Source organism: Actinacidiphila sp. DG2A-62 (assembly GCF_035825295.1).
Taxonomy (GTDB): domain Bacteria; phylum Actinomycetota; class Actinomycetes; order Streptomycetales; family Streptomycetaceae; genus Actinacidiphila.
Map to the genome: position 1 here is coordinate 3,648,420 of NZ_JAYMGI010000002.1, position 19,720 is coordinate 3,668,139.

Sequence of the window (19,720 nt, forward strand, 5' to 3'; positions counted from 1 at the left end):
AGCGGCGGGAGCGGCGACGACCTCGGAATCGCCGGCGTCCTCACCGCCGTGGGACCGCGGCTGCGCGCCCTGCGCGGCGAGAGCCGGATGACCCTCGCCCAGCTCAGCGAGGCCACCGGCATCTCGGTGAGCACGCTCTCCCGGCTGGAGTCCGGCGGTCGCCGCCCCACGCTGGAGCTGCTGCTGCCGCTCGCGCGGGCGTACCACGTGCCGCTGGACGAGCTGGTCGGCGCGCCGCCGACCGGCGACCCGCGGGTGTACGCACGGCCGTTCGTCCGCGGCGGCCAGACCATCGTGCCGCTGACCCGCCACCTCGGCGGCCTCAACGCCTACAAGCAGATCATGCCCGCGCGCCAGGAGTCCGGCCCGCCCAAGCGCCCCGAGCAGCGCACCCACGAGGGCTACGACTGGGTCTACGTGCTCTCCGGCAAGCTCTGGCTGGCGCTCGGCGAACACGACCTGATCCTGACGGCGGGCGAGGCCGCGGAGTTCGACACCCGCACGCCGCACGGCTTCGCCAACGCGGGCGACACGCCCGTGGAGATCCTCAGCCTGTTCGGCTCGCAAGGCGAGCGCGTCCACGTACGGGCGCGCCCGACCCGTCGCTGACAGCCGACCCGCCCGACCCCACGCGGGGGCCCGGCGGCCCCCGCGGGTCGCCGGGCCGCCGGGCCGCCGGCACGTTGGGCCCGTACGCAGGTTTCACGGGTGCGCCGCGTACGGGGGTCGGGTCACGGAGCCGGCGTTCGGGAACGCGGAGCCCGGGCGGACGGTCGCGGCGCCGGCCGCTCAGACGGCGACGTCGTGGGAGCGCAGCCACGGCAGCGGGTCGACGGGGGCGCCGCCGCCGGGACGTACCTCCAGGTGCAGGTGCGGCGCGGGGACGTTGCCCGTCGCGCCGATCCTGCCGATGGTGTCACCGGTGGTCACGCGGCCCTCGGTGGCGACCATCGTGGACAGGTGGCAGTACCAGAGCTGTGTGCCGTCGTCGAGGGTGAGCACGACGCGGTAGCCGTAGGCGCCCGCCCAGCCGGCGGAGGTGACCGTGCCGCCGTGGACGGCGTGCACCGGGGTGCCGGTGGGGGCGCTGAAGTCCTGGCCGGTGTGCACGTTGGACCACGGGTCGGCCTGGCCGAAGCCGTCGGTGAGGGTCGCGGAGGCGACCGGCTTGATGTACGAGGCGGCGAGCTGCGCGAGGCGCTCGGCCTCGGCGCGCGCGGCGGCCTCCGCCTCGGCCCGCGCCTTCGCCTCGGCGGCTGCCTTCGCCGCGGCGGCCTGCTCGCGCACCTTGGCCGCGGCGGACTCCCGCGCGGCCCGGTCGGCGGCGATCTTGGCGGCGGCGTCGCGCTCCGCCTGGGCCGCGGCCTCGCGCTGGGCGACGGCCTGGCCGATGATCCGGGTGCGCAGCGCCTCGCCGGGGTCGGTGGGCGCGGGCGCCGCGGCCTGCGGGGGCTCCGTGGCGGCGTCCTCGGCGGGGGCGTCGGAGCCGGCGGGCGCGGGCGCGGCGGCGGGCGTGGTCGCGGCGGCGGGAGCGGCCGCGGGCAGCGGTTCCGCGGTACGCGCCTGGTCGGGCGCGGCGGTGAGGTCCTCCGCGGCCGGGGCTGGCGCCTCCGCCGCGGTCGCGGTGTGCGCGGCGGCCGGGCCGGTGTCGGCGGCCGGGCCCTCGGCGTTCTGCGGCTCCGGGGTCTGCTCGGGCGTGATGTCGGGCGTGACGTCGGGCACGGACACGGGCGCGGGCCCGGCGGCCGGCGCGGCCCCGGCCGGGGCCGCCGCGGCGACGCCCGCGGCTCCGACGGCGGCCATCGCGGCTATGCCGAGGACGGCGCCGCCGCGCGAGAGATTGCGCCGCTGCGGTCGCTGCTGCGCCTCGGCGGCGGGAGCGGCTTCCGGCACGGGTTCGGGCTCCGGGGCCAGGGCGGGCAGCGGGGTCGGCGCGAGCGCGGGGAGCGGCTCGGGCAGCTGCCCGGGGGTCGCGGCCGGCAGCGGCGCGGGCTCCGCGGAGGGGGCGGGGGCGGCGTAGGGCGCGGGAGCCTCGGCGTACCCGGCGCGGGGGCCGTACGGGTCCGTGTAAGGGTCGGCGTAGGGCGCGCGGTCGGCGTACGGGCCGGCGGCGTAGGCGTCGGCCGGCCCGCCGGCGTAGGCGCCGTTGACGTCGCCGGTGTCGGTGTACTCGCCGTATTCGCCGTCCCGGGTCCGGGCGTGCGGCGCGGACTCGGTGTACGGACCGGACTCGGTGTACGGGCCGGACTCGGCGTACGGACCGGGTTCGGGGTACGCGACCGGGCCGGCGTACGGCGCGGGTCCGGCGTACGCGACGGCGTCGACGGGCGCGCCGGGCCGGGAGGGGACCTGCGGCACCAGGGACCGGGAGGAGGCGGCGGACTGCGGCTGCGACTGCGGCTGCGGCTGCGGTGCGAACTGCTGCTGCGGGAGCGGGGGTTGGGCCGCCTGCCGGGGCAGCGGCTCGGGCTCCGTGCGCGCCGACGGGACCGAGGGGGTCGAGGGGGCCGACGCCTGCGCGTCGGTCGTCTCCGCCTCGGGACGGGCGGGCGAGGGTGCGTAGGCAGACTGGTTCGACGCCACGGCGGGCGCACTCCTTCCTTCCCTCTCGCCTACCGGGTTAGCTGACGGGTTCGGAGCAGGAAGGTCTCCTACGGACGGCCTCGCGGCCGGCCGATTCACCCCACGTTCTCGGGTCCCCGGTTCCCGCGGACGGGATTCGGCAAGCGCACGGTGCCGCCTCTGACGGCGGTGGTGACGACCGCGCTGCGTTATCGAACGTTAATAGAGCCGGGGGCGTTTTCCAAGCCGAACCCGGGAGTTGGCAACGGGAACCAAACGGTCACACCATCCGTAGAAGGGGTAAAGCGGGCACCTCGCGTGGCCTGCCGGTGATGTGAGCGTGTGTCATACGTGATGCGGAGGGGGTAGGGACGGCTACCGTCGGTGAGCGGGCGGAAACGGTTTCCGCCGGTCGGCGCGCAGGCGTGCGCGGCGGTGCGCGGGACGGCTTCCAGGGGTATGGACCTCTGCCATTTCGCGAACCGCTTGGCAGGTCGCGGGCGTCGGCCCCACGATGGGCGAGCCCCACATTTTTGTCATGCACTCGCCCGCACTCTGCCTCCAGAGGGAGCCCGCCATGGCACGCCGGAACCGACCCCAACTCCCGCCGCAGCCCGCCGGATTCGGCCAGTCACCGGACCCCGCGGAGCCGGCGGACCCGGCCGGCTCCGCCGCGCCCGGCACGTCCTCCCGCCGGGCGCTGCTGCGCGGCGGGCTGGCGCTGGGCGCCGCGGCGACCGCGGGACTGGCCGGCGAGCTGTGGTCCGGGCACGGCACCGCGACCGCGGCGACCGTCGACTACCCGTCCGCCACCTGGGCCCCGGCCAGCACCAGCAACTACACGGCGTCCAACCGGCCGTCGACGTACCCGATCAACCTCGTCGTCATCCACGTCACCCAGGAGACCTTCGCCGACACGATCAGCCTCTTCCAGAACCCCAGCCACGCCGCGGCCGCGCACTACGTGGTGCGTTCGTCCGACGGCGCGATCGACCAGTGCGTCCGCGAGCACGACATCGCCTGGCACGCGGGCAACTGGGACTACAACACGCGCAGCATCGGCATCGAGCACGAGGGCTGGGTCGACGACGCCTCGTGGTTCACCACCGCGATGTACCACGCGTCGGCCGCGCTGACCGCCGAGATCTGCACGAAGTACGGCATCCCCAAGGACCGCGACCACATCATCGGGCACGTCGAGGTCCCGGGCACCGACCACACCGACCCCGGTCCGAACTGGGACTGGGTCCGCTACATGCGCCTGGTCAACGGCACCTGAGCCGCGGACAGGACGACCCCCGCCCCGGGGCCGCCTCGGCAGGGAGGCAGGAGGTGGGCCCGGGGCGGGGGGTCAGGGGGGATGGCATCGTTGTCAGAGGAGCGTACGGGACGCGCTGGGCGGGGGCAGCGGAAAGAGGGCGGTGAGCCGCGGCAGGCGCCGCGCGGCCTCGGGCTCGTCGAGCGCGCTCCACCGGTGGCCGCGGGGGGCAGCGGCGGGCGGCGCGGGGGTGCGCAGCAGCGCCACGGCGGCGTGGAACGCGTCCTCCGGCGCACCGGTCAGCCGCGCGTGGACCGCGGGGGCGAGGTCCGGCAGCGCCGGCCACTGCGGCGCGTCCCCGCCCCAGCCGTCCCGGGGCCGACCGGACAGCCGGCGGATCTCCGGGACGTAGGCGAGGGCGTCGGGGTCGGCGACGGCCGCCTCGAAGACGGGGCGGCCGAGGCCGACCATCCATCGCTGGAAGTAGGCGAAGGTGTCGTCCGAGCACCAGCCGCCGAAGACGCGGTCGGCCGCGCCCCACAAATTCCAGGTGAACGCCTCGGCCATGGCGTTCTCCAGTTCCGCCTGGAACCGCACGAGTTCCTGCGGGGTCTGCGCGGCGAGGGTGTCCCGTACCCACTCGTCGCGCTTCTCCGCAGCCAGGCCCAGGCGGCGGAGTTCGGTCATCAGAGTCCAGAGGGGGTCTGTCTCCATGCGCCGACTATGCCAGGGGCTCATCGCCTCCGACGTCACTTTCCAGCCACCCGGCTGCGCCGCGCTCCCCTCCCCAACGCCCGAGGTTGCGCCGTACTCGCCGTACCCGGCCGCAGATCCGTCGTGGCTCGTCGCGCAGTTCCCCGCGCCCCTGGGTTGCTGACCTCCGGCGCCGTCGGGACGTAGGAAGAAAACCGCAGCGCACCCGGCCGGGGCAACGCGCGGCGTCGAGGCGATCGGGAGGCGGGGCGGGCTCGGCGCGGGCGTCGCGCTAGGTTCGGGGGGTGGCCCGGACAGCGGACAGCGGGGGCGAGACCCGCGACACCCTCGCCGCGATCCTGCGCGCCATGATCACCGACCCCGCCGTCCTCACCGAGGTCGCCACCGCCGCCCGCACCTCCCCCGAAGTCGCCCGCCTCCCCATCGCCGAGAACCTCCGCCACATCCAGGTCCTCCTCGCCTCCGGCCTGGCCGGTTTCGAACGCCCCGACGTTCCCGACACCCCCGGCACGCCCGACGCCCCGGAGGACGACCCCACCGCCACCCGCCTCGGCGCCGACCGCGCCGAACAGGGCGTCCCCCTGACCGCCCTCCTCCACGGCGTCCACGCCGGCCGCATCCGCGCCCTCCAGATCGGCGTCGAACGCGGCCGCGCCGCCGGCGTCCCCGACGCCGTGCTGCTCGACGCGCTCCTGCTGTTCGACCGTCACGCCGGCGCGATGGAGCGCCAGGTGATCGCCGGCTACCACGCGGCCGAGCTAGAACGCGCCCGCACCTCGCGCGACGAGCGCACGCAGGTGCTGCGCCGGCTGCTGCACGCGGAGCCGGGCCCGGCGCCGGGCCCGGAGGAGCTGCGGCGGGCAGGGCTGCGCCCGGAGGCGGCGTACCGGTGCGTGCTGGCGGACGTCGCGGACCCGGTGCGCGCCCGCGCGCTGGAGCGCCGGCTCACCGCGCCGGACGCGGTGTTCGGCCTGGTCGACGGGAGGTTCGCGGGCCTGCTCCCGGAGTCGGCCGGAACCCCGCCGACCCATCCCCGCGCGCCGTGGGCCGGGAGCGGCCCCGCCGGAGGGACGGACAAGCCGGCACGGCCGACACAGCGGTCACAACCGACGCGACCGACAGGACCGACGCAACCGGAACGGCCGACGGAGCCACGGAGCCGGCGGGCTCCACGAACCCCGTGGCCCCGGAAAACCCCACGCACCCCACACGTGCCGCAGACTCTCCGAGCCCCACACGGCTCACGAACGCCGCGCACCCCACGGAATCCACCTCCTCCTCCGCGGACTCCACACACCCCACCGACGCCACCGACGCCACCGACCCCACCGACCCCACCGACCCCACCGACCTGGTGATCATCGGCCCCGCCGTCCCGCTCGCCGCGCTGCCGGACACGCACCGGCTGTGCGCGGACGCGCTGGAGGCGGCCCGGGCCGCGGGGGCGACCGGCCCGCACCTGCTGACGGACCTCGCCGCCGAGACCGCGCTGGCCGCGCGCCCCGACCTCGCCGCGACGCTCGCCGGGGAACTGCTCGGCCGGCTCGATCCCGCGGACGCCTTCCACCGCGAACTGGCCCGTACCGCGCTGACGTTCCTCGACCTCGGCCACCGGCTGGACCTGACCGCGGCGGCGCTGCACCTGCACCCCAACACCGTGCGCTACCGCCTCGCGAAGCTGTCCCGGCTGGCCTCGCCCCCGCCCGCCACGCGCCCGGCGCGCACACCGCGACCGGCCCCGGCACCGGCACCGGCACCCGCGCAGCCGCCGGCAGCCCCCTCGCCGGCCCAGGAGTGGGACGACCCCCGGCTGCTCCCCACCCTGCGCTGGTGGTGGGCCCTGCGCACCTGGCTGGCCACAGCGACGCCGACCGCCCCCGGCGCCCTCACCCCAGACTCGCCGCCGCGTCCTGATAGTCCTGCGTCTGGTCGGGCGTGAGGATGCGGGAGACGCGGACCAGCGACGCGCCGACGTAGAAGTGGTACTCGGCCGCGTCCAGGCCCTGCAGCGACGCCTGGAGGTGCGAGGCGCGGGCCCGCGCCTCGCTCGGGGTGGAGAACGTCTCGATGACGCCGCCGAGGTCGACCGGCGACGGGTCGGTGCCGGACACCGAGCCGGGCGGCACCCGCGAGTCGGTGAAGGCGATCTTCGACCGGTAGCCGTCTCTCTTGCCGAGCAGGTGCTCGGGGTCGGTCGCCGCGGTGTAGACGGTGGTGGTGGACATCGTGGAGATCCGCTGCTCCAGGTACGCGGCGACCTGCTCGGCCGAGCCGAGGCCCACCACCGGCTGCTGCTCCGCCACCGGGGTGCTCGCGTCGGCCGTGCCGGAACCGCCCGAGGAGCACCCGGTGAGCAGGGCGCCGGCGACGAGCAGCGCGACGGTGAAACCTGTGGCAGATGTGACAGACGCGGCAGAGGCGGTACGGATGGGCATGATCCCCCCAGACGGGCATGTGAGGGGCACACGGTAACGCCGCCTCCGCCGGGCCGGGAGCCCTACCCGGCAGTCCGTTGTCATACCTTGGCCGTACGGTGTCCGTCCGATGACTGGCGGATGACGGCGCGGGCCCCGCTCCCGCTCGCGAGCCGCGTACGTCCAGGCGGCGTACATCCGCGCGGCCTCCTTACGCCCACGCATCCGCGTACATCCGCACGGCGGCGTACATCCGGGCGACGCGCCCGCACGGCCCGGTTTCCGGCCCCGCGCGAACGCGGGTGCAACCGCGGGCCGTTCGGACGTCGTCCTGACAACCGCGTCCGGTGGGACCGGAGTTGCGTTCGAGGGACCTCGCCGGGTATCCACAGCGGATACGCCGAATGCGCGCTGGGAAAGGTGACTCCATGTCCTCGCTGTCGGACGCCTGGCACCGCTCCGCGATCGGGCGGCTGACGAAGCAGGCGTCGCACATCGAGCTGATGCACCGCTCGATGGGTTTCGCCGCGCTCGGCTTCGTCACGCTGATGCCGCTGCTGGTGGTGGTCGCGGCGGCGACGCCGTGGGAGCACCGGCCCGGTTTCGCGCAGTGGGTGGTGGACGGCATGGGCCTGGACGCGACCGGCTCGCACGGCGTCCGCAGCCTGTTCGCCGCGCCGAACAACGTGCTCAGCGCCACCAGCGCGTGGAGCCTGGCGTCGCTGGCGTACTTCGGGCTGTCGTTCGTGGCCAGCGTGGAGACCGGCTACCGCAAGATCTGGGACCTGCCGTCCGGGCCGTGGCACCGCGACCTGCGGCGCCTGGTGTGGCTCGCGGTGCTGACCGGGTACCTGTTCTGCGAGTCGCAGAGCGCGGCGGTGCTGGGCAGCGGCCCGGCGCCGGCGGCCGTGCGGCTGGTGCTCACCTTCGTCCTGGGCGTCGTCTTCTTCGCGTGGGGGCAGTGGTTCCTGCTCGGCGGCGGCGTCGACGTGCGCACGGCGCTGCCCGGCGCGGTCTTCACCATGCTGGGCCTGGCCGGCCTGCGGGTCTTCTCGCACTTCTTCTTCGCGCAGCTCCTGGTCAGCAACGCCGGTACGTACGGCCCGGTCGGCACGGTGCTGACGGTGGTGACCTGGCTGGTCGGCGTGGGCTTCGTGGTCTTCGGCGGCGCCCTGCTCGGCCGGCACCTGCGGGACGGCCGGATGCTGCGGCAGGGCGGCGAGATACCGCAGCCGCGGCGGCCGCAGGAGTGGTACGAGATGCCGGAGGAGACCGCGCCGGGCGTGCGCTGGCGCTCGGACGGCGCGGGCGGGGCGATCGACTAGGGCGTGCCAGGCGTCGCGGGGCAGGCACGACGTTGCGGACACGCCCTGGCGGCGCGGGCCGCCGGCGCGCGAAGCAACCGTGGTTTGACCGTCGTCCCGGCACAAGTTACTTTCGATACGCAACCGTAGCGTAGCGAAAGTGGGAAACGGCGTGGCAGACGTACCGAGCGGTCCGCGCTCCTCGGCCGGCGGGGCGGCGCGGCCACCCGTGCCCGGGCGGGCGCCGGCCATGGGTCGGCCCCGCGACACCGGCCGCGACCTGGCCATCCTCGACGCGACGCTGTCGCTGCTGACGGAGGTCGGCTACGAGCAGCTGTCGATGGAGGCGGTCGCGGGACGTTCCGGCGCGGCGAAGACCACGATCTACCGGCGCTACCGGGACAAGGCCGCGCTGGTGGCCGCCGCGGTCGAGCACCGCGCGCACGCCGCTCCCCCGGAGCCCGCCGCGGACGACCTGCGCGGCGACCTGCTCGTGCTCGTCGGGTGGCTGGCCCGGGAGATCGCCGAGCAGGAGATCGGGCTGCTCGGAGCGGTGTTCACCGGCATGCGCGGCGATCCGCGGCTGGCCGAGGAGATGCGCCGCATCCTGCGCAGGGACCAGGCGGCGATGACCGACGAGCCGCTGCGCAGGGCGGCCCGGCGCGGCGAACGGCTCGCGCCCGGCGCGGCCGCGCTGTTCGCGGAGGTCGCCCCGGCCGTGATCGTGCACCGCGTCGTGGTCGCGGGCGAGCCGTGCGACGTGCCCTTCGTGACCCATCTCGTCGACGACATCCTGCTGCCGCTCCTGCGCGAACGCTGAGCGACGACCGCGCGCGTACGCGACGCGCCGAGACCGGCCCCGGACCGCCCGGACCACCGCAGCCCGCCACAGCCCGCCCCGAACCGCCGCAGTCCGCCGCAGCCCACCGCGACCCGGCGCCCCGGCCGCCCGCGCGCCCTCCCGGCCGCCGCACGCGCCGCGACCGTCGCATCCCGGCAGACCGCACCCAGGCCCCCTGCCCGAGCCCGCCGCCCGTGACCCGCACCGGAGCGGGCCGCCCGGACCCCCGAAAGGAATCCTCATGATCATCGTCACCGGCGCCACCGGCGCCCTCAACGGCGCCACCGTCGAGCACCTCCTCGCCCGCGTCCCCGCGGACCGCGTCGGCGTCAGCGTCCGCGACCCCGCCAAGGCGCGGCACCTCGCCGAGCGGGGCGTCCGGGTGCGGCAGGGCTCGTACGAGGACCCGGCCGCGCTGCGGCACTCCTTCGAGGGCGCCGAGCAGGTCCTGCTGGTGTCCACCAACGACCCGCACGCCGACGCGGCGGCCCTGCACCGCGTGGGGATCGAGGCCGCGGTCGCCGCGGGCGCCGGGCGCATCCTGTACACCAGCCACCAGGCCGCCGCTCCGGACAGCCCCTTCGCCGCCGCGCCCGGCCACGCCGCGACCGAGCGGCTCCTCGCCGAGTCGGGAGTCGCCTGGACCGCGCTGCGCAACGGCTTCTACGCCCACAGCCTCGGCTGGCTGCTCGGCCCCTGGCGGCAGACCGGCACGATCGCGGTTCCCGAGGACGGGCCGGTGTCCTGGACCGACCGCGCGGACGCCGCGGAAGCCGCGGCGGCCGTCCTGGCCGGCGACCGCGTCGTCGACGGACCTCTCACGCTCACCGCGCGCGAGGCCGTCACGTTCGCCGACATCGCGGCCGTGGCGTCCCGCGTGGCCGGCCGCCCGGTCCGCCGGGTCGTCGTGGCGGACGAGGACTGGGTCGCCGACAAGGTGCGGACCGGGACCCCGGAGCCGATGGCCCGGATGCTGCTCGGCTTCTTCCACGCCGCCCGCGCGCACTGCTTCGCCGCGACGGACCCCGCGCTGGCCGAGCTGCTGGGCCGCGAACCCCGTGGCGTCGCCGACCAGTTGGCGCCCGCCACGGACGCGTGAGGCGGCGCCCGGTCGGCGCGACGGCCTCATCCGGTCCCCGTGTGAGCCCCACCGGGCGCCCAAGCGGCAGGCGCGCCCGCTACGGCGGGTCGCCGACGTCGAACGCGACGCCCCCCGGGCCCACGCTGATCCGGCGGATGCGGCTCAGGCCGTCGACCAGCCGCCGGAAGACCGAACGGTGCGCGCACGAGGGGCAGGTGACGGCCGCGGTGAAGCGGAAGCGGCCTTCGTAGGTCCACACGCAGTCGAGCGCGACCTCGTAGGTGACGGTCCTGCGGCACCGCGTGCACGGCAGCCCTTGGAGCTCCAACGGGACGCGGTACGTAATGAGTTCGGACAGTCTGCCGCACCGCCCGCAGTACCCGGCGCCGCCGCCGTCCGCGATCCAGCCGTCGCCGCGCGCGTTGACGCGGACCTCCGCGACGTAGAGCTCGCCGCCGTCCGGGCCGACCGGCTCGCCGCCGCGGCAGCTCACGCACAGGGTCGTGCAGCGCAGCTCGACGTGGGCGCCCGCGCCCGCGGGCGCCTGCGCCTCCCCGCCCGCGGGCGCCTGCGCCTCCCCGCGCGCGCCCGCGCCCGGCTCGACCTCCGCCATGGACCGCTCCCGTCCTCCGACGACCGTGTCCGGCACCGGTGCCGCTTTCCGCCAGTCTAGGAACGCCGCGCCCGTTCCGGGGGCCGTCGGGGCGCGCGGGTGCCGGAGTCCTCCCCCGGGCCGTCCGAGGCGCCGCTGAGACAAAGCGGCGCGCGGCGCTCTCACTTCCGGCGGGGCGCGCCGCCCGGTGACCTAGCGTCGCGGTGAGGCGGCCGTGGGCCGCGTGGACGCCGGGCGAGGGGACGACGACGGTGAAGGCAGTGGTGATTCGGGAGTTCGGGCCGCCGGAGGGCCTGGAGGTGGTCGACCTGCCCGATCCGGCGCCCGCCGCGGGGCAGGTGCTGATCGCGGTCGAGGCGATCGGCGTCGGCGGCGTGGACGCCGTGATCCGCAGCGGGGCGCTGGCCGGGTACGGCTTCACGCCGGGCCACGTCCCCGGCAGCGAGGTGGCCGGCACGGTGACCGCGGTCGGCGCGGGCGTGGACGCGTCGTGGGTCGGCCGGCGGGTGTGGGCGTTCACCGGCACCGGCGGCGGCTACGTCGAGCAGGCGGTCGCGGCGGTCCAGGACGTGCAGCCGCTGCCCGAGGAGCTGTCGGCGGCCGACGCCGTGACGCTCGGCGGCTCCGGCATCGTCGCCCACTTCGCCCTCGCGCACGCGCACTTCGCCGCCGGCGAGTCCGTTCTCGTGCGCGGCGCGTCCGGCGGCATCGGCGTCTGCGCCGTCCAACTCGCCGCGCGGGCGGGGGCGTCCGCGGTCGCCGTCACCACCTCCTCGGCCGCGCGCGGCGAACGGCTGCGCGCGCTCGGCGCGACCCACGTGCTGGACCGGGACGGCGGGAACGGCGGTACCGGCGGGGGCGGCGATACGGGCGGCGGCGGGACGGGCGAGGGCGCCGGGCCGGGCGACGGCGGCTCGGGCGCGAGCGGCGGCCCCGACGCGACCGCGGCCTACGACGTCGTCGTCGACATCGTCGGCGGCCCGCACCTGCCCGCGTTCTTCGACCGGCTGCGGCCGAACGGCCGACTGGTCGCCGTCGGCATCGTGGCCGGACCGCCGCCCGCCGACTTCGGCATGAAGCTGATGGCCGACTTCCGACGATCCCTGTCCTTCGCCACCTTCAGCTCGGACACCGTGCCGCCGGCCGACCGCGCGGCCGTCCGGGCCGCCCAGTTCATCGCCGCCACGCACGGCACGCTCACGTCCGTCGTCCACGGCGTCCTCCCCCTCGCCGACGCCGCCCGCGCCCACCGCGCGATGGCGGACGGCGAGGTCTTCGGCCGGATCGTCCTGACGCCGTAGCGCGGGCGGCGCGCGCGGACGGGGACTACGCCGCGTCGACTACGTCAGGATGCGTGTCCGCACCGATCGCTTCAGGGGTTGTTTCCCCCGCGGCCCGGTGGCGCCCCTACCATCTGCGCCAAGGGGGCACACATGGACACAGCGGGCACGGGCGCCGCCGCGGACGCGGTGGTCGCGACGGCGGGAAGCGCCGCCACCGCGGACGCCGCGGCGGGGACCACCGCCGCGGGGACCGCGACCGCGCGGACCACCCCCGCGTGGGCCGGCCGGGAGCGGGCCGGCGCGGCACGGGCCGCCGGCGAACACGCCGCCACCGAGCGCGCCCGCGGCGAGCGGCTGCCCTCGCTGACCGGGCTGCGCTTCGCCGCCGCGCTCCTGGTGTTCTGCGTGCACGTCTCGATCTCCGGCGCGCTGGGCCCCTCGCAGGCGCAGCGCGCGTTCCACCGGGCGGTGGGCGCGGGAGCGGTCGGCGTGTCGTTCTTCTTCGTCCTGAGCGGCTTCGTGATGACGTGGTCGGCGCGCCCGACCGACACCGCGGCGCGCTTCTGGCGCCGGCGGGCGGTGAAGATCTACCCCAACTACCTGGTCGCGCTGGTGTTCACGCTGGTGAGCCTGGCCGTCACGGCGCACGCGGCCGGGTGGTCCGTGGTGGTGCCCAACGTCCTTTTGGTGCAGTCCTGGTGGTGGGACCCGGGGGTGCATTTCGGTGCCAACTCGGTGAGTTGGTCGCTGGCCTGCGAGGCGTTCTTCTACCTGCTGTTCCCCTGGCTGCTGCCGCTGCTCTCGCGGATCAGGCCAGAACGGCTGTGGGCCGCCGCGGCGTCGTGCGCGGTCGCGGTGTTCTGCGTGCCGGCGGTGGCGACCGCGCTGCCGGCCGACCGCCGGTACTGGTTCGTCTACGTCTTCCCGCCGGTCCGGCTGCTGGAGTTCGTCCTCGGCATCGTCATGGCGCTGGTCGTCAGGGCCTGGCTGCCGCGGCTGCCGGTGTGGCCGGTGGCCGGGCTGCTGGTCCTGGCGTACGCGGTCACGCCCTACGCCCCGGCCGACGCGGAGACCTCGGCGGTCACCCTGGTGCCGTTCGCGCTGCTCATCGCCGTGGTCGCCGCGGCCGACACGGCAGGGCGCGGCGGCTTCTGGCGCTCGCGGACCGCGGTGTGGCTGGGCGAGATCTCGTTCGCCTTCTACCTCGTCCACCAGACCGTCGTCCTGGACCTGATGAAGGCGCTGGACGCGCGGAACTCCTCCCCGGCCGCCGGGGCGGCCTTCACCCTCGCCGCGCTCGCGCTGTCCGTCGCGCTGGCCGCCGCGATGCACCGCTGGCTGGAGACTCCGCTGATGCGCCGCTTCAGCCGCCCCCGTCCGCGCTGACGTACGCGGGCGAGCGCGACGGCACGCGCGGGCGGGCCGCCGGGCGGGACTGCCGCGCGGGGCCGACCGACGGCCCGGCGGGTCAGGCGAACGGGCGGACCAGCAGCAGCTCGGTGTTGTGGTCGCCGGCCGCGCCGAGCTTGGCCGCCGGGGTGGCGTAGGGGTCGTTGAACGACAACTCGCGGTAGAGCGCGGCCAGTCCGGCGTCCGAGGTGTCGCCGACGTCGGTGCCGTAGCGGGCCGCGGACTCCACCAGCGTGGTGAACAGCGACAGCGTGCCGTCCCCGTTGTCGGCGATCTCGATCAGCCGCGCGTGCTGCGGGAAGTCCACGTGCGAGGCGGTGGTGATCTCCCAGAACGCCCGCTCGGGCACGGCGTGGCCGTGCGCGACGATCTGGTTGGCGTGGGTGTGTCCGTTCACCCAGGCGACCACGTTGGGGTAGCGCTGGACGAGCGCGACCAGTTCGTCACCGCTGTGCCGGCCGTCCAGGAGGTTGTACGGGTCCGGCAGCGTGTTGCCCATCGTGCCGCTGGTGTGGTGGCTGAAGAGCACCACCAACTGGTCCTGGGAGCCGCGCCGGACGACGTGGCCGTCGCTGTCGTACCAGTGCGTGCTGTACGTCTGCAGCACCGACTCCAGCCACGCCAGCTGCGCCCCGCCGATCGAACCGTCCGCCCAGCCCGCCCTGTTGGTGGTGTCGAGGCTGACGCCGAGGACGCCGGGCGCGATCGGGAAGGTGTAGTACAGCTTGCCGCTGGAGGCCGCGGCCGGGGTGAAGCCGTGGCCGACCGGGCCCGGGCCGGTGTACGCGGGGTCGAGGTGCGCCCGCGCGAACTGCTGGGGGGTGAAGGGCGCGCGCCGCGCGTCCGGCGTGACCTTGCGCACCGGGCCGCCGCCGTCGAGGAGTCGGAGCAGGAGCAGCACCGCGGAGGCGGGGTCGTGCCGGATCGCGTCGGCGAGCTTGGCGGCGGTCGCGTCGTCGACGCCCTCGATCTTGCCGTCGCCGGTGTAGAGGGAGCCCAGCAGCCCGAGGTCGGGCAGCGTGCCCTCGATGCTGTCGTCGTGGTTGCCGACCGTGGTGTACCACGGCACCCGCAGCCCCGGCGCGGTGAACGGGCGGCCCGCGGCGGTCAGGAACCCCGGCACCTGCGGGAAGCCGGCCTGCTTGTACGTGTCCTGGAAGGACGACTCGGGGTTCCAGTAGCCCGCGCCGCCGGAGTTCTGCACGCCCTCGTAGCGCGTCAGGTCGCCGGTGGCCGGGGTCACCGCGCCGCCGCTCATCACCGTCAGGTACCAGTCCAGCTCGACCAGTTCGTGGTTGTCGGTGTTGTCGCCCGTGGCCATCACCAGCGACAGCGGGAGCCCGGTGTACGGGCCGCCGGACAGCGCGTTGATCCGTTCCACGAGCGAGGAGGCGCCGCGCACGGTCAGCGCCTCCTGCGGGCGGTGCGCGGAGTCGATGGACCGGGCGAGGTACTCGAACCGCACCGGCGACTCGGTGTCCGCCAGGTGCAGGTCGGTGAACTGGGCGAAGGAGGCCACGCCGGTGCGGCGGTCGTCGCGGCCCGGGCCCGCGGCGGCCAGGTCGGTCCGCACCACCAGCGGCCAGCCCGGGCCGGCGGTCAGCCGGCGGTACGGGCCGTCGCCGGTCGCGGCGGCGACCTGCTCCAGCGTGGTCCCGGCGGTGCTGACCGCCCGCGCGGCGCTCGCGGCGACCGCGCGGTCCCGGGCGGCGGCCGAGGCGTAGGGGCCGTCCAGCAGGCCGAGCGCGGCGGTCGCCGCGGTCGCGGACGCTCCGGTGAGGAACAGACGTCGGCTGTAGGGGCGCATGGTTCTCCTGCCTGGGGCCGTGAGAGGCGGACGGGACGTGCGGGCGGGACCGGTACGGCGGGTGCGGGCGGACGGCGGGCGGGGCGTGCGGAGCGGGTCGGGGCGCGGCTCTGTATTACCAGCCGGTAATCGGCAACCGCCAGGGTGGCGACGGCGGTTGGACGGCGGGACGACCGCGGCTGGACGGCCGGTGAATTCCCCCGGGAGCTTCGCGGCGGCCCACCGCGCGGCCCCCGTCGCGCGGACCTCGCGCGGACCTCGCGCGACCGTCGCGCGGCGGCGCGCCGCCTCGCCGCGCCGGGTCTGCCCCGCGTCGCGCGGCAGGTCTTCCGGCACCGCGCCGGGGCGCGCGCTCCGGGGCACGCGGGAGGCGACCTGGGGATACGTGTCCCCTACACGCGCGGGGGCGCACGACGCCGCGCCCCGCGCTCCGGCAGCCGGTCGTCACGCGCTGCTGCCCGGCCCCCGGTCTCCCGTATCCTCGGACCGACCCCCACAGACCGCTCGGTTACCCGCTCGGAGAGGTGCTTCCGTTGTCCATGGCTGAGGCGGAGTCGGCCGACACGGTCCGCGGTCCCGCGGACCGGGTGCGCGACCTGCTGGGCATCGGCTACATAGATGCCAAGCGCGCCCGTGCGATCGAGCTCGCCGTGCCGGAGGCGCGGGAGCAGGTCATCGGCTGGCTGGCGGACTTCGCGCGGGCCGGGGCGTGGCGCGACTTCGAGGCGTTCGCGAACCTGGCGCTGCACCTGCGGCCGGAGGCGGTCGGCGCGGCGGTCGCGCCCGTCGTCGGCGCGGCGCCCGCGGGGGCGAACGTCGAGGACCTGGTGGAGCTGCTCGCCGACGCGGGCCCCGGCGCGGCGCCCGCGGTCCCCGCGCTGCTCGCCCTCCTGGAAGCCCGCGCGCCGCACGACGGCCCCTACTACGGGCTCTCCCTCAAGATCATCGCCGCGCTCTCGGCGATCGCCACGCCGCCCGCCCGCGCGGCGCTCCACGCCCTCGCCGCCGACGCCGCCGCCACCCCGCTGCGCGCCGCGGCGGCGCTGGGCGCGAAGTCGTAGGGGCCGCGGGCCTGATGTCCCCGCCGCGTCGCGCGCGAGCCGGCGCGGCGGCCCCGCGGCGCCGCGATCGACGGTCCCACGGCCCGACGCCCGGCGTCATTCGAGGAGTTCGAGGTCCGGCGGGACCAGGGTCGTGGACTCGACCAGCCCGCGCAGCAGGTTGTGCAGGAGGTTGTTGTCCCACGGCGCGCCCCCGTCGCCCTCGTGCAGCAGCGCGTAGGGGAACCCGGCGTCGTGCAGACGGCGCCGCAGCCCCGCCAGCTTGTACTCGATGCGCCGCTCGCTCCACTTCACCCCCGGCGCCAGCTCCACGAGCTGCTCGGCGGTCTGACGGTACGTCAGGGGGCGCGGCCCGTCCTCGTACAGCAGGTACCGCTGGCCCATGACGACCAGCAGCAGCCGTTCGTCGTCGTCCAGCGGCCACACCTTGGGCGGCAGGGTGTCCGCGCCGCGCCGCGGCGACGGTCCCGGCGCCTCGTGGCCGCTGACGAACAGCTCGACCAGGTGCTCGCGGTAACCGGAGCCGCGCACGAACACCGGCGTGTAGCCGACCGCGAGCGGCACCGGCTCGGAGCTGACGTGCATCAGCCGGCCGTGCGGCAGCCGCACCAGCTGCTGACCGGTGTTGCGCAGCCACCACTGCCGGCGGCGGAAGGTCAACTCGCCGTGCGCCCGGCTCACCCGCAGGTCGTCCTCGCCGACCGCGAGGTCGACCTCGGGACGCTCGCCGCGGCCGAACCGCACGGTCCTGCCGGTCTGCGGCGGCACCTGGATGCCGCCTGCCACGCTGCGCGCGTGCAGCGTTCCGGGCCGCGCGGGTCCGGTGCCGCGGGCCAGGCTGTCGGGACGGTTCACCAGGTGCCTCCTTGTCCTGCAGGTGCCTCCTGTCCTGCATGGGCGTCACGTGCCTGCCCGCCCACTGTGCCCCGGGCCGCTCGGGACCCCTCCGCACGACGGGCCGCACGACGGGCCGCACGGCGTCCGCCGGGACCGGCCCGGGAGGCGCCCAGGCGAGCCGGCGGCCCCTCGGCCTCAGCCCGCCGCACCGCCCGCCGCACCGCCCGCCGGGGACAGGGCGCCGGCCGCGGCGGTCGCCAACTCCACGGCCATGGACCGCAGTTCGGCGTCCGTACGGGTCTCCCCGCCGACCACCACGCGCACCGTCTCGGCGCCGTCGGTGCCGTCCGCAGCGGTGAACGCACGGCCCGGCAGCATCACCAGCGCGGTGTGGTCGCCCTCCTCGTCCGGCGGCGCGACGAAGGCCGTACGGCCGTGCAGCCGCGTCGCCGTGCCGTCGTCCGCGGTCGGCGGCTCCCCGCGGTCGAAGAACACCTGCACGTAGGTGTCGCTGGTCGTGCTGCGCCACGAGCACCGCCAGTTGCCGAAGCCGATGTCCGGGTCGTCGGCGTCCACGCCGGGCACCACCCCCAGCGCGTGCGCGTCCAGCAGCGTGCACGCGTCCTGGTGGGCCAGCGAGTCGGCCGGCGGCACGGGCGAACGGCGCGGCAGCGTGCCCTTTGCCGGCACCGCCGCGAGCGTCGCCGCGGCGGACCGCGCCGCGGTGTCGGCCATCCGGCACAGCAGCGCGCCGGACGGCGTGTTGTCGCCCTGCGGCTTGGCCGTGACGGTCACGTACGCGCCGTCCCGCCCGTCGCCGGAGACCGACAGCTCGCGGTCGCACTCGTCGCCGTCCAACTGCTCGCGCACGGTCCGCACGCTGCGGCCGCCGCCGGCCGCGCCGGGCGCCGACCCGGTGGTGCTCGTCGTCCCCTCGACCTCGCGCTGCGGGCCGGCCTCCAACTCCACCTCGACGTCGACCGGTCCCTCCTTCGCCACGCCGACGATCACGTCGCAGCGGTCGAAGTTGCCGTAGGCCGGGTCGAGTCGGGTGCTGCCGTACGTCCGCAGGGCCGCCGGCGCGAGCAGGGAGCACGGGTCGACGGTGCGGTGGTCGCCGAAGACGCTGCCGGCGGCGGAGGCGTCGGCGCCGGCAGCGGTGCCGGTCGGTCCTGCCGGTCCGGTTCGGCCGGTCGGTCCGGCGGTACGCGGGGCGGCGTGCGCCGAGGCGCCGGTCGCGGGCGGCGCGGCGCTGCCGCCGTCGTCCCCCGAACTCCTGGTCAGCGCCCAGGAGATGACCGCGGCGGCGAGGACGACGAGGGCCGCGGCGGCGGCGATCAGCGGCGTCCGGCCGGGGCGGCGGAACCGGCCGGCGCGGTACGGGCGCGCGCCGTCCGCCGGCGTCCCGGCCGCGGGGGCGGCAGCGACGGCCGAACCGGCCGCATGGCCACGGCGGTTCGGGCGGGCCGGGGCGCCGGCGCCGGTCGCCGGGCGGCGCTGCGGGGGCAGCGGCGGCAGGTCGGAGGTGTCCCCCGCGATCTCGCGCAGCAGCTCCCGCGCCTCGGCCGCGGTCGGGCGCCGGTGCGGCATGCGCTGGAGCATCGCGGTGAGCGGTTCGAGCAGCGGTCCGACGTCCGCAGACAGGTCGACGTCGCCCCGGGCGGCCCGGCGGGCCGCGAGGAACGCCTCGGTCTCCGCGGCCTGTCGGGGGTCGGGGTCGCGGTCGGCGTCCGCCTCGGCCCGGCCGGGCTCCGCCGCTCCGGCCCCGCGGCGGGGCGGGTGGCCGGCGGCCAGGGCGTAGACCGTCGCGGCCAGCGAGAACACGTCCGAGGCGGGCTCGGGTTGGCCCCTGACCACCTCGGGCGAGGCGTAGTCGGGGGTGTAACTCACCGCGCTGTTCGGGGTGATCGTCTCCTTGCCGTCGACGCGGTACGCGGCGCCGAAGTCGGCGAGCTTCGCGGTGAGGGGCCCGGAAGGGGTGGCGGCGGCGCCGGGGGTCGGCGCGGTCGGCCCGGTCGGCGCCGGGGTCTGCGTGACCACGACGTTGCCCGGTTTGATGTCGCCGTGGACGATGCCGGCGGCGTGCAGGGCGACCAGGCCGTCGGCGATCTGGGCGCCGAGGTGGGCGGCGAGGCGCGGCGGGAGCGGCGGGCGGTCGTCGAGGCTGCCGCCGGGGACGTACTCCATGACCAGCCAGGTGGTGGCGCGGGAGCCTTTGCCGAGGTGGACGGTGTCATGGAGGGTGACGACGTGGGGGTGGGTGAAGCGGGCGAGGACGCGGGCTTCGGATTTCAGGCGGTCGAAGCGGGGGGTGGGGGTGGGGGTGAGGCGTTTGAGGATGACGTCGCGGCCGAGGGTTTCGTCGTGGGCGAGCCAGACTTCGGCGGTGCCTCCGGGGAGGGGGCCTTGCTTGAGGCGGTAGCGTCCGCTGACTCGGGTGCCCAGTCGCACGGGGTGTCTCCCTTGGCCTCTCGCATCACGCGTCCCACATCCGAACCTAGCGGCTCCGCGCCGCGCCCACCCCCACGTCCACCA

17 protein-coding genes and 1 riboswitch are annotated in these 19,720 nt (G+C 76.4%); of the genes, 10 read left to right on the forward strand and 7 right to left on the reverse strand.

All coding sequences use genetic code 11. The features are described 5' to 3' along the window. Positions 1-27: 27 nt before the first annotated feature. Complete coding sequence (locus VSR01_RS15895) at positions 28-609, forward strand: helix-turn-helix domain-containing protein (protein ID WP_326453685.1); 582 nt, start codon at positions 28-30, stop codon at positions 607-609. Between the two features lie 180 nt (positions 610-789). On the opposite strand, the gene VSR01_RS15900 is transcribed toward VSR01_RS15895, so the two are convergent. Next, complete coding sequence (locus VSR01_RS15900; RefSeq protein ID WP_326449857.1) at positions 790-2,583, reverse strand: peptidoglycan DD-metalloendopeptidase family protein; 1,794 nt, start codon at positions 2,581-2,583, stop codon at positions 790-792. Between the two features lie 11 nt (positions 2,584-2,594). Then, a riboswitch (cyclic di-AMP (ydaO/yuaA leader) is annotated at positions 2,595-2,735 on the reverse strand. Positions 2,736-3,139: 404 nt separating this feature from the next. Between VSR01_RS15900 and VSR01_RS15905 the strand changes: the two genes are divergently transcribed. Then, positions 3,140-3,841, forward strand: a complete 702-nt coding sequence (locus VSR01_RS15905) for an N-acetylmuramoyl-L-alanine amidase (RefSeq protein ID WP_326449858.1) — start codon at positions 3,140-3,142, stop codon at positions 3,839-3,841. A 93-nt stretch (positions 3,842-3,934) separates the two neighbouring features. On the opposite strand, the gene VSR01_RS15910 is transcribed toward VSR01_RS15905, so the two are convergent. Beyond that, positions 3,935-4,534: a DUF4240 domain-containing protein gene (locus VSR01_RS15910; RefSeq protein ID WP_326449859.1), complete on the reverse strand. Its 600-nt coding sequence runs from the start codon at positions 4,532-4,534 to the stop codon at positions 3,935-3,937. A gap of 284 nt (positions 4,535-4,818) precedes the next feature. Between VSR01_RS15910 and VSR01_RS15915 the strand changes: the two genes are divergently transcribed. Together VSR01_RS15915 and VSR01_RS15920 are read left to right on the forward strand one after the other, a co-directional pair. After that, positions 4,819-5,892 carry a hypothetical protein gene (locus VSR01_RS15915; RefSeq protein ID WP_326449860.1) on the forward strand — a complete coding sequence of 358 codons (1,074 nt, stop codon included), beginning with the start codon at positions 4,819-4,821 and terminating at the stop codon, positions 5,890-5,892. Next, positions 5,889-6,473 (forward strand): helix-turn-helix domain-containing protein, encoded by a 585-nt coding sequence (locus VSR01_RS15920; protein ID WP_326449861.1) that lies wholly within the window; start codon positions 5,889-5,891, stop codon positions 6,471-6,473. Before VSR01_RS15915 ends, VSR01_RS15920 begins: the two co-directional genes overlap by 4 nt. On the opposite strand, the gene VSR01_RS15925 is transcribed toward VSR01_RS15920, so the two are convergent. Further along, on the reverse strand, positions 6,421-6,969 hold the full coding sequence (locus tag VSR01_RS15925) for a hypothetical protein (protein WP_326449862.1): 549 nt from the start codon (positions 6,967-6,969) through the stop codon (positions 6,421-6,423). The two genes, VSR01_RS15920 and VSR01_RS15925, sit on opposite strands and share 53 nt — an antisense overlap. A gap of 407 nt (positions 6,970-7,376) precedes the next feature. Between VSR01_RS15925 and VSR01_RS15930 the strand changes: the two genes are divergently transcribed. The 3 genes from VSR01_RS15930 to VSR01_RS15940 all read left to right on the forward strand — a co-directional run bounded on the left by VSR01_RS15930 (position 7,377) and on the right by VSR01_RS15940 (position 10,192). Then, positions 7,377-8,273 carry a YhjD/YihY/BrkB family envelope integrity protein gene (locus tag VSR01_RS15930; RefSeq protein WP_326449863.1) on the forward strand — a complete coding sequence of 299 codons (897 nt, stop codon included), beginning with the start codon at positions 7,377-7,379 and terminating at the stop codon, positions 8,271-8,273. Between the two features lie 229 nt (positions 8,274-8,502). Further along, positions 8,503-9,072: a TetR/AcrR family transcriptional regulator gene (locus VSR01_RS15935; protein WP_326449864.1), complete on the forward strand. Its 570-nt coding sequence runs from the start codon at positions 8,503-8,505 to the stop codon at positions 9,070-9,072. 262 nt (positions 9,073-9,334) lie between these two features. After that, positions 9,335-10,192 carry an NmrA family NAD(P)-binding protein gene (locus tag VSR01_RS15940; protein ID WP_326449865.1) on the forward strand — a complete coding sequence of 286 codons (858 nt, stop codon included), beginning with the start codon at positions 9,335-9,337 and terminating at the stop codon, positions 10,190-10,192. Between the two features lie 79 nt (positions 10,193-10,271). Here the strand turns inward: VSR01_RS15940 and VSR01_RS15945 are convergent, their stop codons facing one another. Next, the gene (locus VSR01_RS15945; RefSeq protein ID WP_326449866.1) at positions 10,272-10,787 is read right to left on the reverse strand and encodes a hypothetical protein; all 516 of its coding nucleotides are present in this window, start codon (positions 10,785-10,787) and stop codon (positions 10,272-10,274) included. A gap of 251 nt (positions 10,788-11,038) precedes the next feature. On the opposite strand from VSR01_RS15945, the gene VSR01_RS15950 reads away from it, so the two are divergent. Together VSR01_RS15950 and VSR01_RS15955 are read left to right on the forward strand one after the other, a co-directional pair. Then, the gene (locus VSR01_RS15950; RefSeq protein WP_326449867.1) at positions 11,039-12,088 is read left to right on the forward strand and encodes a zinc-binding dehydrogenase; all 1,050 of its coding nucleotides are present in this window, start codon (positions 11,039-11,041) and stop codon (positions 12,086-12,088) included. A 132-nt stretch (positions 12,089-12,220) separates the two neighbouring features. Next, positions 12,221-13,456, forward strand: coding sequence for an acyltransferase family protein (locus tag VSR01_RS15955; RefSeq protein ID WP_326449868.1), 1,236 nt, complete (start codon positions 12,221-12,223; stop codon positions 13,454-13,456). A gap of 82 nt (positions 13,457-13,538) precedes the next feature. On the opposite strand, the gene VSR01_RS15960 is transcribed toward VSR01_RS15955, so the two are convergent. Beyond that, positions 13,539-15,287, reverse strand: a complete 1,749-nt coding sequence (locus tag VSR01_RS15960) for a TIGR03767 family metallophosphoesterase (protein WP_326449869.1) — start codon at positions 15,285-15,287, stop codon at positions 13,539-13,541. Between the two features lie 539 nt (positions 15,288-15,826). Here VSR01_RS15960 and VSR01_RS15965 point away from each other — a divergent pair. Beyond that, on the forward strand, positions 15,827-16,348 hold the full coding sequence (locus tag VSR01_RS15965) for a hypothetical protein (RefSeq protein ID WP_326449870.1): 522 nt from the start codon (positions 15,827-15,829) through the stop codon (positions 16,346-16,348). 96 nt (positions 16,349-16,444) lie between these two features. Here the strand turns inward: VSR01_RS15965 and VSR01_RS15970 are convergent, their stop codons facing one another. Further along, the gene (locus VSR01_RS15970) at positions 16,445-17,203 is read right to left on the reverse strand and encodes an FHA domain-containing protein (protein ID WP_326449871.1); all 759 of its coding nucleotides are present in this window, start codon (positions 17,201-17,203) and stop codon (positions 16,445-16,447) included. 177 nt (positions 17,204-17,380) lie between these two features. Then, positions 17,381-19,636: a serine/threonine-protein kinase gene (locus VSR01_RS15975; protein ID WP_326449872.1), complete on the reverse strand. Its 2,256-nt coding sequence runs from the start codon at positions 19,634-19,636 to the stop codon at positions 17,381-17,383. Positions 19,637-19,720: the final 84 nt, after the last annotated feature.